The 14,735-nt window shown below is 59.3% G+C and carries 12 protein-coding genes and 1 pseudogene; 8 read left to right on the top strand and 5 right to left on the bottom strand.

The annotated features are described in order from the left end of the window. Positions 1-192: 192 nt before the first annotated feature. A complete protein-coding gene (locus GHO25_RS15100) occupies positions 193-1,101 on the bottom strand; it encodes a LysR family transcriptional regulator (protein WP_048387423.1) in 909 nt (302 codons plus the stop codon). Between the two features lie 395 nt (positions 1,102-1,496). On the opposite strand from GHO25_RS15100, the gene GHO25_RS15095 reads away from it, so the two are divergent. Then, positions 1,497-2,282, top strand: a complete 786-nt coding sequence (locus GHO25_RS15095; protein WP_153391130.1) for an SDR family NAD(P)-dependent oxidoreductase — start codon at positions 1,497-1,499, stop codon at positions 2,280-2,282. A 55-nt stretch (positions 2,283-2,337) separates the two neighbouring features. On the opposite strand, the gene GHO25_RS15090 is transcribed toward GHO25_RS15095, so the two are convergent. Then, complete coding sequence (locus tag GHO25_RS15090) at positions 2,338-3,372, bottom strand: ABC transporter substrate-binding protein (RefSeq protein WP_153326460.1); 1,035 nt, start codon at positions 3,370-3,372, stop codon at positions 2,338-2,340. A 143-nt stretch (positions 3,373-3,515) separates the two neighbouring features. Continuing rightward, complete coding sequence (locus tag GHO25_RS15085) at positions 3,516-4,289, bottom strand: class II aldolase/adducin family protein (protein WP_153391129.1); 774 nt, start codon at positions 4,287-4,289, stop codon at positions 3,516-3,518. 153 nt (positions 4,290-4,442) lie between these two features. Between GHO25_RS15085 and GHO25_RS15080 the strand changes: the two genes are divergently transcribed. Together GHO25_RS15080 and GHO25_RS15075 are read left to right on the top strand one after the other, a co-directional pair. Beyond that, entirely contained in the window at positions 4,443-5,855 is a 1,413-nt protein-coding gene (locus GHO25_RS15080) for a PLP-dependent aminotransferase family protein (protein WP_153391128.1), read from the top strand. Between the two features lie 212 nt (positions 5,856-6,067). Further along, positions 6,068-7,411, top strand: a complete 1,344-nt coding sequence (locus GHO25_RS15075; RefSeq protein WP_153391127.1) for an MFS transporter — start codon at positions 6,068-6,070, stop codon at positions 7,409-7,411. A 4-nt stretch (positions 7,412-7,415) separates the two neighbouring features. Here the strand turns inward: GHO25_RS15075 and GHO25_RS15070 are convergent, their stop codons facing one another. After that, positions 7,416-8,369 carry a LysR substrate-binding domain-containing protein gene (locus GHO25_RS15070; protein WP_153391126.1) on the bottom strand — a complete coding sequence of 318 codons (954 nt, stop codon included), beginning with the start codon at positions 8,367-8,369 and terminating at the stop codon, positions 7,416-7,418. Between the two features lie 35 nt (positions 8,370-8,404). Beyond that, the gene (locus GHO25_RS15065) at positions 8,405-9,808 is read right to left on the bottom strand and encodes an FAD-binding oxidoreductase (RefSeq protein WP_048369201.1); all 1,404 of its coding nucleotides are present in this window, start codon (positions 9,806-9,808) and stop codon (positions 8,405-8,407) included. Between the two features lie 752 nt (positions 9,809-10,560). On the opposite strand from GHO25_RS15065, the gene GHO25_RS15060 reads away from it, so the two are divergent. The 5 genes and pseudogenes from GHO25_RS15060 to GHO25_RS15040 all read left to right on the top strand — a co-directional run bounded on the left by GHO25_RS15060 (position 10,561) and on the right by GHO25_RS15040 (position 14,723). Further along, positions 10,561-10,863, top strand: a complete 303-nt coding sequence (locus GHO25_RS15060; RefSeq protein ID WP_048369202.1) for an urease subunit gamma — start codon at positions 10,561-10,563, stop codon at positions 10,861-10,863. A 171-nt stretch (positions 10,864-11,034) separates the two neighbouring features. Further along, positions 11,035-11,325 (top strand): annotated as a pseudogene (locus tag GHO25_RS26935) (urease subunit beta); the annotation flags it as partial. Positions 11,326-11,516: 191 nt separating this feature from the next. Next, positions 11,517-13,235, top strand: coding sequence for an urease subunit alpha (locus GHO25_RS15050; RefSeq protein ID WP_153326474.1), 1,719 nt, complete (start codon positions 11,517-11,519; stop codon positions 13,233-13,235). A gap of 102 nt (positions 13,236-13,337) precedes the next feature. Further along, a complete protein-coding gene (ureE, locus tag GHO25_RS15045; RefSeq protein WP_178110100.1) occupies positions 13,338-14,015 on the top strand; it encodes an urease accessory protein UreE in 678 nt (225 codons plus the stop codon). Between the two features lie 21 nt (positions 14,016-14,036). Further along, positions 14,037-14,723 (top strand): urease accessory protein UreF, encoded by a 687-nt coding sequence (locus GHO25_RS15040; RefSeq protein ID WP_048387409.1) that lies wholly within the window; start codon positions 14,037-14,039, stop codon positions 14,721-14,723. Positions 14,724-14,735: the final 12 nt, after the last annotated feature.

The raw sequence follows: 14,735 nt of genomic DNA, 5'->3' as shown, positions 1-14,735 counted from the left end.
GCGCGACGCTGACCGAGCCTGCGGCCAGCGAGGTCACCGCCAGGCTCCCGGCGCCCAATCACGCCCACGCTTAAAACGCCAATACATGGCTAACTCCGTCTTCTAACTAGATGACAAAAAGTTTAACCAAGCGGCAATGCTATAAAAATTGATAAATAGCTAACTGTGGAGTGCGCCAGACGCAATCCACAATCAGACAGTGGCGTTATCGCAGAAGGTTTTGAGGGTGCGACGCAACCAGCGATGGGCGTGGTCATTGTCCAGACGCGGGTGCCAGGCCTGGCTGATTTCGACAGGCTGCAGGGTGATGGGCAGCTCAAACTGGCGCAGCTTCAAGCCCATGGGTTCAAGGGTTTTAACCAGCATTTTCGGCATGAGCGGCAAAATCAGGTCGGAAGCTGCGAGGGCAAAGATCGCTGAATAAAAAGTCGGAGTGGTAAAGGACACGCGCCTCTCCAGGCCCATCTCGGCCAGCATCGAATCGATCGGCCCCCGAGGAACACCTCGGCGGGACACACTGATGTGGTCAAACTCGGTAAAGCGTTGCACGGTGAGCGGCTGGTCAAAAATGGGGTGACCTTCCCGGGCCAGCCCCACAAAAGGACAGGTAAACAGGCGCTGGACCTTGATGTCCGCAGAAAACTTGTTGGTGGCGCAGATGGTCAGGTCGATACGCCCCTCGTTCAGCGCCTGATCGTCGGTAAATCCCTCGGGCACAACCCGCAAGGTCGCCTTGGGCATTTCCTGGGCCATGCGCTGGCGCAACGCTTCGCCGTACACACCGAAAAACACATCGTTGGAGCGGATGCTGAACGTGCGCTCCAGCGTGCGCAAATCGCTGTCCTGGCTTTGGGTGAACACCCCGTGCGCCAGCTCCACCACGCCGCGTACCTGCTCGCGCAACTCCAGCGCTCTGGGGGTTGGCACCAGCCCGCGCCCGGAACGCACCAGAATCGGGTCATTTAACACTTCGCGGATACGCGTCAGGGTGCGGCTCATGGCCGGAGCGCTGAGGTTCATGCGTCGGGCAGCGCCCGCTACCGAGCCCTCTTCGAGCAAGATATTGAGGGCAACCAGCAGATTCAAGTCAGGTATTTGCATGGCCGCAAGGTTAGCGTTTAAGGCCCGCAGAGGCCAGATGCATCAAACAACATCGCCCATTAGAGAAGGCAAACGGCGCACCATTATTGCGCAGGAGGTAAAACTGTATCCCAGCTCCTTAGCTAGCTAACTAAACCCCGGACAGGTAAATTGCCCGCCGTCAGGTTGATGCCTGACGCTCTCTTTGGTTGAGAATCTTGGCCATTACCGGATCCCCATGAGGGTAATGGCCCTTTTTTCTCGCTGCTTGACACCCTCGCCTTGTCTGCGACAACACAGCTGTAGGAGCGAGCTTGCCTCGCGATCTCTTGACCTTGATCTGGCCAACAGCTGCTGCGTACCCATCATCAGGTCTATGATGCTCACTCGTTTAACCCACTGACAGGAACCCTGGCATGAATCTCAATCTGCGTGGAAAACTTGTGGTCATTACCGGCGGCAGCAAGGGCATCGGCCTGGCCTGCGCTCGCGCATTCGGCCAGGAACAGGCCCGTGTGGTGATCGTGTCGCGAACCCTTGAGAACATCGAAGCTGCGCTCACAACCCTGGAGCAGGACGGGATCAAGGCAAGCGGTTTTGCCGCTCACCTGTCGGTCTACGAAAATGCAGTGCAGGTGATCGCCGATATCGAAGCGCAGCATGGCCCTGTCGACATCCTGATCAACAGCGCCGGAGCGGCCAAACGCTATGACCCGCAAGACCTCGACGGCCAGGCGCTGCGCGCGGGCATGGAGAACAAATACTATCCGGTGATCAATAGCCAGCAAGCCGTACTGGTGGGCATGCGCGCCCGCGGTCAGGGCGTGATCGTCAATATCATCGGCTCGGGTGGCAAGGTGCCGACCAGCACTCACCTGTCCGGCGGGGCTGCCAACGCCGCATTAATGCTGGCCACCGTCGGCGCCGCCGAACACTACGCGGCGCAGGGCATCCGGATCAATGCGATCAACCCCGGCTATACCCTCACCGGCCGGGTCGAACAATCGGTGGCCGTGGAAGCCAAGCGCTTGAATATTTCCCCCGAAGAAGCGTTGGCGCGTGGCGTGGCCAGCGTGCCGCTGGGGCGTTACGGGAAACCTGAGGAAGTGGCCGACGCGGCGCTGTTTCTCGCCAGCGACCGGGCCAGTTACATCGTCGGCGCGATCCTGCCGGTGAACGGCGGGCGCAATCCGGTTATCTGAACCTCTGCGCCAAACGCAATGCGGCCTGCTGACAGGCCGCATTTATTCGCCGCGATTACTTGGTTTTGGCGACCCATGAATTGAAGCGCTGCTCCAGTTCTTCGCCATGGTTGACCCAGAACTCGTTATTGATCGGCATGGCCTGGGACAGGTTATCCGGCGCGGTATTGAGCCGTGCTGCCAGGGCCGGGTCCAACAACGCTGCGGTGTTCAGGTTGACCGAGCCGTAGCCCAACTCTTTGGTATGGATCTTTTGGTTTTCCGGCTTGAGGGTGAAGGCAATAAAGTCTTCGGCCACTTCCTTGTTTTTGCTGCCAGTCGGGATCGCCCATGAGTCGATGGCGTAGATGCTGCCATTCCAGACCACCTTGAGGTTGGCCCCGGATTGTTGAGCGGCGAATACCCGGCCATTAAAGGCGGTAGTCATGACCACGTCACCGCTGGCCAAAAACTGCATCGGTTGCGCACCGGCTTCCCACCACTGGATATCGGACTTGATCTCATCAAGCTTGCGGAATGCGCGATCCACGCCTTCCTTGGTAGACAGCTGTTTATAGATGTCGGCATACGGTACGCCGTCGGCCATCAACGCGACTTCGAGTGAGTACTTGGCGCCTTTGCGCAGGCTGCGCTTGCCTGGGAATTTGCGGGTGTCCCAAAAATCGGCCCAGCCGGTCGGCGCGCTGCTGACTTTGTCACCGTTGTAGGCCATGGCCATCGACCACACCAGCACACCGGCGCCGCACTCGGACAGCGTGCCCGGCACGTAGTCCGCCGGGTTGCCCAGCTTGCTCTGGTCGAGGGGTTCAAACAGGCCTTCTTCGCAACCGCGAATCAGCTCCGGCGCTTCGACCTGCACGACGTCCCAGTTGACACTCTTGGTGTCGACCATGGCTTTGATCCGGCCCATCTCGCCGTTGTACTCGCCTGCGATTACTTTGTTGCCGCTGGCGCTGGCGAAGGGTTTGTAGAACGCGTCGGTCTGCACGTCCTTGCTGGCACCACCAAACGAAATCACGGTAATTTCGTTAGCCATCGCATTGGCCGAAATAGCCGCGATAAGCAAGGCTCCGATTGCTGTCTTTTTCATATCTACCTCTAGGATTAATTGTTATGGCAGAGTTGAATCACGCTTGGCAGCGCTCACTGAGCGAGCGCCCAGCTTCGCACATCTGGCTCTGGGGCCAGTCGAGTGTTGAGTCAGGCCGGTAACGACCTGACCGCTGCTGTCCCTCAGCTTTGGTAATCTCCTTGATCTTTGGAAATCAAACGCAGCACAGACGACCAGGCCAGTTGATGCAGGTTGTGCTCAATCTCGTCATCGGACTGTTGAGCGGTCAACTCACACACGGCCTCGGAGGGGAATCGCAAAACCGCCCCGCCCGCCTGCGCTTGAACCTGGGCCTGACAGGCGTGCTCCAGGAAGTAAATCTGATTGAACGCCTCGGCAATCGAGCGGCCAGTGGCGAGCAAACCGTGGTTACGCAAAATCATCACCATGTGCGGGCCCAGGTCGCGCACCAGGCGTTGGCGCTCATCCGGATTGAGAGCGATGCCCTCGTAGTCGTGGTAACCCAGACGCCGGTAGAACTTCAGCGCGTGCTGGCTGATCGGCAACAAGCCGTCTTCTTGCGCGGACACCGCGATGCCTGCCGAGGTGTGGGTATGCACGATGCAACTGATGTCATGCCGTGCAGCATGAATCGCTGAATGGATGTTGAAACCCGCACGGTTGACGCTGTCAGGGCCGTGATGGGCATCGACGGTATTGCCGTCGTAGTCGATCTTGACCAGATCGGACGCGCGCATTTCATGGAACAAAACCCCGTAGCGGTTGATCAGGAAGTGCCCTTCCTCACCCGGCACCCGCGCAGAAATGTGTGTGTCGATCAGATCGGTCATTCGAAAATGCGCCACCAGCCGGTACAGTGCTGCCAGGTCGCAACGGGTTTTCCACTCGTCATCGGAAATCAGGCTGCGGTCGAATTGAAAAGGCGTGTCGTGCATCGCGGGTCCTTGTTCGATTGAGGTGGCAATGGCATAAGCTTGCCCCCGCACGCCACCGGCGACCATGCACAGAAAACCTGCTACCGGCGCATTACTGTTATGGTCTTTTTACCGGTACACACACCGCAGCCCTTCGAGCCTGGACGGATGTTTATGATGTTTTTGGATCCCGACTCCGAGGAGTCACTGGTCAACCAGATCGTTTCGGGGATCAGCCTGGCGATCAAAGAACACCGGCTGAAATCCGGCAGCAAACTGCCTTCGATCCGCAAATTCGCGCAGACCCACAAGGTCAGCCACTTTACCGCTGTCGAAGCTTACGACCGCCTGGTGGCGCTCGGGCACCTGACGCCGGTGCGCAACGCCGGTTTCTATGTGCGCAGCAGCCCCGGCAACCCGCGCCCCGACCCTGTACCGGAGCCCCACGAGGAAGACACTGAGTTCGACTTTGACGCGCACCTGTTGCTGCAAAAAGTCTTCCAGCCCATGGGCATGGAATTACGCCCGGGCATCGGCCTGCTGCCCGAGCAGTGGACAGACCACGACGGCCTGCAACGCGGCCTGCGCACCTTGGCGCGCAACAAGCCCGGCAGTTTTTCCGGTTACGGGCAGGCCAAAGGTTCGCCGCGGCTGCGCGCTAAACTTGCCGAAAAACTGGCAGACACGCGTATCTCTGCGCACCCTGAACAGATCATGCTGACCAGCGGCGGCAGCCATGCGCTGGACCTGGTCACGCGTTATCTGGTGCAACGCGGTGACAGCGTGCTGGTGGACGAACCGGGCTATCACAACCTGTTCCTCAACTTGCGTTTGCAAGGGGCCAAACTGCTGGGTGTGCCGCGCACCCTCGATGGCTTCGACCTTGAGGTGCTTGAAGCGCTGATTATCCAGCATCGGCCCAAGGTGTTTTTCACCAACACTCGCCTGCACTGCCCGACCGGCACCAGCCTGTCGCTGGCGGTGGCACACCGGGTGCTGCAACTGGCTGAAAAGTACGACTTCCTGATTGTCGAAAATGACATTTACGCCGACCTCGACACCACCGGCCAGCAAGCGCTGGCGGGCATGGATCAGCTGTCGCGGGTGATCTACATCGGCAGCTTTTCGAAAACCATTGCCCCGGCATTGCGGGTCGGGTTTGTAGCGGCGCACCAGGAACTGATCGACGAATTGGTGCCGCTCAAGCTGGTCAGCGGCCTCACCACCTCGGAGCTGACCGAAGAACTTGCCCTGACGGTATTGCTACAGGGCCGCCACCGCAAACACGTCAAACAGTTGCAGAGCAATCTCGCCGACGCCCACGAAACCGTCGCGCGGTTACTGGAAGGCGTGGGCATGGAGCTGTTCGTAAAACCCCACGCCGGGATGTTTCTGTGGGCTCGTCATCCCTTGATCGAAGACTCGACCGCGCTGGCAACCAAAGCCCGCGACGAGAAAATCCTGCTCGCCCCCGGTCAGTTATTCATGCCCAACGCGCAGATCGTTCCGTGGATGCGATTCAATGTGGCGCATTCCCTGGATGAGCGCATTTACCGGCTGTTGGAGCGGGAGATAGAGCGCCTCTAAGATCAAAAGATCGCGAGACAAGCTCGCTCCTACAGGGTATCCGGGTGTTTTTGTCCTACAAAAGACGTCGCAACGATTGTGCGAATCGTCCATCGACTCTAGAGTCTGGGTTGCCCTGCTGGCGTTTACGTAAACGTTATGTTCTGCACGGCCTAAAAAGGATGCCTGGCCACGCCCGTGTTCAGGCGCGCTATAACAAAAAAGGGCTTCTCATGACTCATTCATCTTCGCCTCACCCCGAGCGCATTGATCAGCATCTGGATTCGGCTTATCGCAGAACGGCCTGGCGTGTCATGCCGCTGTTGATGGTGTGTTTTCTGGTCGCGTACCTGGACCGGGTCAATGTGGGCTTTGCCAAGTTGCAGATGCTCGATGACCTTAAATTCAGTGAAGCGGTGTACGGCTTGGGCGCCGGGATTTTCTTCATCGGTTACCTGATGTTTGAAGTCCCGAGCAACATCGCCCTGCACCGTTACGGCGCGCGCCGCTGGATCGCACGGATCATGGTCACCTGGGGATTGCTCTCGGCGGCAATGATGTTTGTGCAAACACCGTGGAGCTTCTACACCCTGCGTTTTCTGATCGGCGTGGCTGAAGCCGGGTTCTTCCCGGGGATTATTTTTTACCTCACCACCTGGTTCCCAGGCCATCGCCGGGGCGTAATGGTGGCGTTGTTTATCTCGGCCTTGCCGATTTCCAACATGCTGGGCTCACTGATTTCCGGTTTCATCATGCAGTACATGCATGGCGTCGCAGGTTTCGCAGGCTGGCAGTGGCTGTTTGTGATCGAAGGCTTGCCGGCGGTGGCGCTGGGCATAGCGGTGTTTTATCTGTTGCATGACCGCATCGCCGATGCCAAGTGGCTGACGGCAGAGGAAAAACAAGGCATGCAGGCCGCCATCGAGCGCGACAACCAAGGCAAGCAAGGGCACTCGATACGCGAAGGGTTGCTCAACCCGAAAATATGGCTGTTGGGCGGCGTGTATTTTTGCCTGGTCATGGGCCAGTACATCATCAGCTTCTGGATGCCGACCATTATCCGCAACAGCGGCATCGAGCAACCGTGGGTGATCGGCATGCTTTCGGCGATTCCGTTCACCGCAGCGGCGGTGGTCATGGTGCTGGTGGGGCGCAGCTCAGACCGCCATCGTGAGTACCGCTGGCACCTGGCAATTTGCGCCACCCTGGGCGCCGCCGGGGTGCTGTTTGGCACAGTGTTCGGCGGCAATCTGCTGCTCGGCATGATCGGCTTGACCATTGGTACCGCGGCCATGGTCAGCAGCCTGCCGGTGTTCTGGAGCATGCCCACCGCAGTGGTCGGCGGGGCTGCCGCAGCGGCAGGTATCGCGCTGATCAACTCCATGGGCAACGTCGCAGGCTTCTTTGCCACCATCGTGGTCGGCTGGATCACCCAAGTCACCGGCAGCACCCAAGCCTCGATGTACATGATGGCGGCGGTGCTGGTGCTGGGAGGCGTATTGGGTCTGTGTGTGCCCAAGGTCAAAGCCGGTATCAGCGGGCTGGCCCCGGCCAACCCGCTGCCACAACAACCCTGACCGCTCAGGCAGGCCCGGCGGTCAGTATATGGCTGCCGGGCCATTGATCCTGCAGGCACATGTCGCTGACCACCTGACGTATCAGGTCAGCCACAGCCTGCCGCGCCGGGGTCGATGGCATGCGCGTCGACACGCACAACCCCACTCGCCGATACAGCCCGGGGCAGTCTATGCGTCGCGCAATCAGACGCCCCTCGTCGACTTCGCGGCGGGCCAGGTTGAGCGGCATGATGGTCGGCCCGATCCCCGCTTCCACGGCGCTTTTAAGAATGTGCACCGAGTTGACCTCAAGGGCCACCGACTCAACGAACGCACCCTGTTTGGCCAGCGCAGCCTCAACCAGCGCCCGCGTGCAATGCCCGTGGGCCAGCCCCGGCCACACCAGCGGGCGCGCCAGTGCCTGCTCAAGCGTGAGGGCGCCGGTGCCCGGAGGCTGTGGATCGGTCGCCGCGCTGAGCCAGTAAAAGTCCTCTTGCAGCAGCGGACTGAAGGCGATTTCGGCAGGCAAGCCGACATCGGTAAACAACGCCAGGTCAATGCGCCCGTACAGCAGCTGCTCAAACAGATTGCCGGTCAGTTCTTCATTGAGGTTCAGGCTGATATGCGGATAACGCGCCGCCACCGCACGCAGCAATGGCAAGGCCAGCGGGCTGGCGACGCTCTGCGGCAAGGCCACCACCACCGAACCGCTGAGGGTTTGCGCCGAGTCAAGGACCGCCACGCGGGCGTCCTGCAAATGCTTGAGAATGCCTTGGGCGTACTCGTAGAAGACTTTGCCCGGATCCGTCGCGCTGACGCCATTGCGGCTGCGGTGCAACAACTGCACCCCGAGTTCTTTTTCGAGTTCCAGGACCTGTTTACTCAGGGCCGATTGGGCCACAAAGACTTCGCGGGCAGCCCCCGAGAGGCTGCCGCAGTCGATAATCGCCACAAAATATTTGAGCTGTCGAATTTCCATGCCGGCGATTCTACAGCCCTTGAGGCGCCCAGGCGTCAGCCAAAAATCTTGCCGGGGTTCATCAAGCCTTTGGGGTCTAGCGCGTGCTTGATTGAACGCATGACATCCACCGCATTCTGGCCATGCTCAACCGCCATGTAGTCCCGCTTGGTCAAGCCAATGCCGTGCTCGCCGGTGCAACTGCCTTCGTAGGCAATCGCCCGCTCGGCCAGGCGGTGCGCCACCGCTTCAGCGCGGGCCACTTCGTCGGCATTGTCGGGGTCGACGAGGATCAAGGCGTGGAAATTGCCGTCGCCCACATGGCCAAAAATCGGCGCTAGCAGGCCATTTTCTTCAAGGTCTGCGGCGGTCGCTTCAATGCACTCGGCCAGGCGCGAGATGGGCACCACCGAGTCGGTGGTCAATGATCGGCAGCCAGGACGCAACGCCACCGAAGCAAAGTAGGCATCGTGCCGCGCTTGCCACAGCCGGGTGCGGTCTTCAGGGTTGACCGCCCATTCAAAGTCCTGGCCGCCGTGTTCATCGGCCACCAGGCGCACGGTTTCAATCTGCTCTTTAACCCCGGACTCCGAGCCATGCAATTCAAAAAACAAGGACGGCGCTTCACGCAGTGAGGTCTTGCTGTAAGCGTTGATCGCCCGCACGGTCAGCGCATCGATCAGCTCGATGCGGGCAATCGGCACGCCCAACTGAATGGTCTGGATCACCGCCTGCACGGCTTGATCCACTGAAGGGAACGTGCAAATGGCCGCCGACACGGCTTCAGGCAAGGGGTGCAATTTAACCGTCAACTCGGCGAAGGTCGCCAACGTACCGCCCGAACCCACCAGCAAGTGCGTCAGGTCATACCCGGCAGAAGACTTGCGGGCCCGGCCGCCGGTCTGGATCACTCGACCGTCTGCCAGCACCGCGGTCATGCCCAGCACGTTCTCGCGCATGGTGCCGTAACGCACAGCGTTGGTGCCCGACGCCCGGGTCGAGGCCATGCCGCCCAACGACGCATCGGCCCCCGGATCAATCGGAAAAAACAGGCCGGTGCCGTGCAAGGCCGCGTTCAATTGTTTGCGCGTGACACCCGGCTGCACCGTCACGTCCATGTCGTCCGGGCGGATCTGGATAATCTGGTTCATGCCCGACACATCGATGCACACCCCGCCCTGCACCGCCTGCAGCCAACCCTCAAGCGAGGTGCCGCTGCCGTAAGGAATCATCGGTACATCGTGGGCATGGCACAGGCTGGAGACGCTGATGATCTCCTCAAGGCTCTCGACAAACGCAACCGCATCCGGCGGAACCGGGCCCAACGACGAAATATCGCTGCCGTGGTGCTCGCGCACACTGGCCGACGTCGACAGCCGCGTGCCCAAAAGTTGCCCCAGTGCGAGCAATAAAGACTCGGGCAAGGGCTTGCGGTTCAGCAGCGTTGGAATTGCGTTCATCAGGCCATCCTCGATTATTTTTTTGGCACCACGTGGGCATCTTAAACGCAGCCGGCGCCCTCCTCGCCATTCCAAATACAGAGGGTGCTATCTGCTTAAAGCATGGCGCATGGTCAATCGCACCAGCCTGAACTCGCTGGCTGCCCGATCCTTCGCCGTCGTGGGGCTCTCTATGCAATTGGGTAAAGCAACGTAATGGCGGGACGGTATACATGCCGCGCTCTATCGAGAACACGTAGCTGCTCATCGACGTTGAGCGCAAAAAAATAAAGATAATTCCTACTTATTAGGTAGGAATTACCCTACTTAAAACTAAGATTCTTTACCGTCTTGTGGTTTTTTATAACAACGCGAATTCACGATGAACGCTCTGAAAAATTCACGAACAAATAACTAACTGATTGTTTTAAATCATAAAAAATCATAAACAAAAACACTCCCTGCCAACACGCTCTGGCAACCCCTGTGCCCAAATAATTGCTCTTGCGCTCACCCCTCAAAAAATATGGTCTAGGCTCAGATCGCCCCCACCGCAATGGATTTGAACGGTCGAGCCGATGAAACACACCTGCATCGGGTATTACGTGCCTGCGGCCCGTCAATCGGGGTGGGCAGCCCCTGTAAAACCCTCATTTATTGTCACCACGCCTGAACGGCTCAGCCCGTTACCGGCCTTTTCGCGTGGGCGCAGGTTCAAGCCGTGCCCCACACGTCGAACACTCATTTTTACCGCACTGTAGACAGGAGGGCTTATGCAGCTCACCCCCAGAGAGATCGACAAACTCATGGTGTACACCCTCTCGGACGTGGCGCTGCGCCGCAAGGCGCGCGGCTTGAAGCTGAACTACCCGGAGGCCGTTTCAATTATCACCGTCACGGCCCTGGAAGGCGCCCGGGACGGCAAGTCGGTTGAAGACGTCATGACAGAAGCCAGCAAAGTGCTGACCAAAGACGACGTGATGGAAGGCGTCAGCGAGCTGATTCCGAACGTTCAGGTTGAGGCGATTTTTACCGACGGTAGCCGTCTGGTGACCGTTCACGACCCGATCAAATAACGGCCTGGCTTGATCGCTCAACGCACACAACCCTGTTTTGAGGAGCCCGTCATGACCCGCAAAAAAACTGCCGAACCCGCCAGCCCGCACCAGGACACGCATCCTGAGCACAGCATCCCCAACGCCAAAGACCCCGGCGGCGTGCCCAAAAGCCAAGAAGACGATGTACCGCTGGGCGGCATTGTCTACGCCAGCACACCGATCACCTTCAACGAAGACCGCCCGGTGACCCAGATCAAAGTGCGCAACACCGGCGACCGCCCGATTCAGATCGGCTCGCATTACCACTTTTTTGAAGTGAACCGCGCACTGGAATTCGACCGGGCTGCCGCCTTTGGCAAACGTCTGAATATCACTTCGACCACGGCGATCCGTTTTGAGCCGGGCGATGAAATTGAAGTGTCGCTGATCCCTTACGGTGGCAAACAGACTGTGTACGGCTTCAACAATCTGGTCGACGGCTGGGCGCCAGACAACACCATCGCCCTGCATGAGCGCGCGGAAAAACTGCAAGCCATACAACTTGCCACCGAGCTGGGTTTCAAGTTTTCCAAGACCGATCCGTAGCCCGCACAGCCCCTCATGCACTCACTTTTTTTGCACCTGCGCAGTGACGCCTTCAGCGCCAGCGCGGCATTAGCAAGGAGCCACCGATGCCCACCATTTCACGCAAAGAATACGCAGGCCTGTTTGGCCCCACCACCGGCGACAAAATCCGCCTGGGCGATACCAACCTGTTCGTCGAAATCGAAAAGGACCTGCGCGGTTACGGCGAAGAATCGGTCTACGGAGGGGGTAAATCCCTGCGCGACGGCATGGGTCACAACAACCACCTGACCCGCGACAACGGCGTGCTGGACCTGGTGATCACCAACGTCACCATCATTGACCCGATTCAGGGCGTGATCAAAGCCGACGTCGGTATTCGTGACGGCAAGATTTGCGGCATCGGCAAAAGCGGCAACCCGGACGTGATGTCCGGCATCAGCACTGACATGGTGGTCGGCGTCAGCACCGATGCCATCTCGGGCGAGCACTTGATCCTCACCGCTGCCGGAATCGACACCCATATTCACCTGATCTCGCCACAACAGGCCTACCACGGCCTGTCCAATGGCATTACCACCTTCTTCGGCGGCGGCATTGGCCCCACAGATGGCACCAACGGCACCACCGTAACCCCGGGCCCGTGGAACATCCGCAAGATGCTGCGGGCCATTGAGGGCCTGCCGATCAACGTCGGTTTGCTGGGCAAAGGCAACTCTTATGCCCACGCCCCGCTAGCCGAGCAAATCATTGCCGGGGTCGCGGGCCTCAAGGTCCATGAAGACTGGGGTGCCACCTCCAACGCCCTGCGCCACTCGCTGCGCATTGCCGATGAAATGGACGTGCAGGTCTCGGTCCACACCGACAGCCTGAACGAAGGCGGCTACGTCGAAGACACCATTGATGCCTTTGAAGGCCGCACCATTCACACCTTCCACACCGAAGGTGCAGGTGGCGGCCACGCCCCGGACATTATCCGCGTGGCGAGCCAGCTCAACGTGCTGCCGAGTTCGACCAACCCGACCCTGCCCTATGGCGTCAACAGCCAGGCAGAGCTGTTCGACATGATCATGGTGTGCCACAACCTCAACCCCAACGTGCCCGCCGACGTGTCGTTTGCAGAAAGCCGGGTGCGCCCGGAAACCATCGCTGCCGAAAACGTGCTGCAGGACATGGGCGTGATCTCGATGTTTTCCAGCGACTCCCAGGCCATGGGCCGGGTCGGGGAAAACTGGCTGCGGGTGATGCAAACCGCCCACGCGATGAAAGCCTCTCGCGGCAAACTGCCGGAAGACAGCCCGGATAACGACAACTTCCGGGTGCTGCGCTACGTCGCGAAAATCACCATCAACCCGGCCATCGCCCAAGGTGTGAGCCATGTTCTGGGCTCGGTCGAAGTCGGCAAAATGGCCGATCTGGTGCTCTGGGACCCACGGTTCTTCGGGGCCAAGCCAAAAATGGTGATCAAGGGCGGGATGATCAACTGGGCCGCCATGGGCGACCCCAACGCCTCCCTGCCCACGCCGCAACCTGTGTATTACCGCCCCATGTTCGGCGCCTTCGGCAAAACCCTGCAGGACACCTGCGTGACCTTTGTGTCGCAAGCCGCGCTGGAGGACGGGGTCAAGGAAAAAGCCGGGCTGGATCGCCAGGTCATGGCCATTCGCAACTGCCGCACCATCTCCAAAAAAGACCTGGTGCGTAATGACCAGACGCCAAAAATTGAAGTGAACCCGGAAACCTTCGAGGTCAAGGTCGACGGCGTACACGCCACGTGCAAACCCATCGACGTGGCCGCCATGAACCAGCGCTACTTCTTCGGCTAAGCCAAACAAATCTGTAGGAGCGAGCTTGTCTCGCGATCTTTTAAACGATCGAAAGATCGCGAGGCAAGCTCGCTCCTACGGGTTCAATAAGGAGTTTTTGACGTGATTTTGATTGAACACATTCTGGGCAATGCCAAGAAAGACCTGGCCTGGAAGCAAAAACTGCAAGGCGCCAACATTGATGTGCTGATCCTCGATCAGCGTGAAGCGCAAAAAAGCCGCTGCCGCCGCACCAGCGTCGGCGGGCTTGACCTCGGGATCTCGCTGGACCGCAACGTAGTGCTGGCTGACGGCGACGTACTGATGTGGGATGAGCCCACCCGGCATGCCGTGGTGGTGCAGCTCAACCTGCGCGACGTGATGGTCATTGACTTGAGAGAACTCAAGCAGCAACCCCTGGACGTGCTGATCAAGACTAGCTTCGAACTCGGGCATGCCCTGGGCAACCAGCACTGGAAAGCGGTGACCAAAAACAACGAGGTGTACATCCCGCTCACGGTGGAAACCAAGATGATGGATTCGGTGATGCGCACCCACGGCTTTGAGCACCTGCCCTACGCCTTTGTCAGCGGTGCCGCCGTGCTGCCCAACCTTACCCCTTCTGAAGCGCGCCTGTTGTTTGGTGGCGCCGAAGAAACCGCCACCCACGTTCATGTGGCCAGCCCCCAGGACAAACTGGAAGCCGCCGCCCTGCAGATCAAAGGCCAATACCTGCATGACCCGCACAGCCATAGCCATGACAACGGCCTGACGTTTCACAGCCATGACGCTAAGCACTAAACCCGGCATAAGGCGCTTTGGATGAACGCATCAGACCTGATTCGCATCATGCAGTTTGGCGACTCGGTATTGCCCGTCGGCGCCTTTTCGTTCTCGAACGGCGTGGAATCGGCCATTCAGACCGGCATCGTGCACGATGTCGACAGCCTCAAGGGGTTTGTCCTCACCGCCCTCAAACAGGCCGCCAGTTGTGACGGCATGGGCGTGGTCGCGGCGCACCGGGCCGCCGTGGCCGATGACCGTGACGCGATCCTGCGCGCCGACTGGGCGGTGAACAACCGCAAGCTCAACGAAGAAAGCCGGTTAATGGCCACCCGCATGGGCAAAAAACTCGCCGAAATGTCGATCCATGTGGTGGAAAAACCACTGGTGCGCTGGTGGCTCGAACAAATCAAAGCCGGCCATGCCGCCGGCACCTACCCCGTCACCCAGGCCGTGGTCATGTCGACCCAAGGCATCGGTGCCCGAGAAGTGGTGGTGATGCACCAGTACGGTGTGGCCATGACCATCCTCAGCGCGGCCATGCGCCTGATGCGGGTCACCCACCTCGACACCCAGCGCATTTTGTTTGAACTGAACCATGACATCGAAACCTTCTGCGACATCGCAGAAATCGGCGACATCGAGCAAATGTCGTCGTATGTCCCCATCGTCGACGTGCTGGCGGCGGTCCACGTCAAAGCCCATGTGCGTTTGTTCATGAACTGAATCCGTTGCACT

Origin of the sequence: Pseudomonas sp. FSL R10-1350 (assembly GCF_009600525.1) — a bacterium.
Classification (GTDB): Bacteria; Pseudomonadota; Gammaproteobacteria; order Pseudomonadales; family Pseudomonadaceae; genus Aquipseudomonas; species Aquipseudomonas helleri.
Note: the sequence above shows the minus strand (reverse complement) of the source record. Positions and strands in the feature narration are given on the sequence as shown.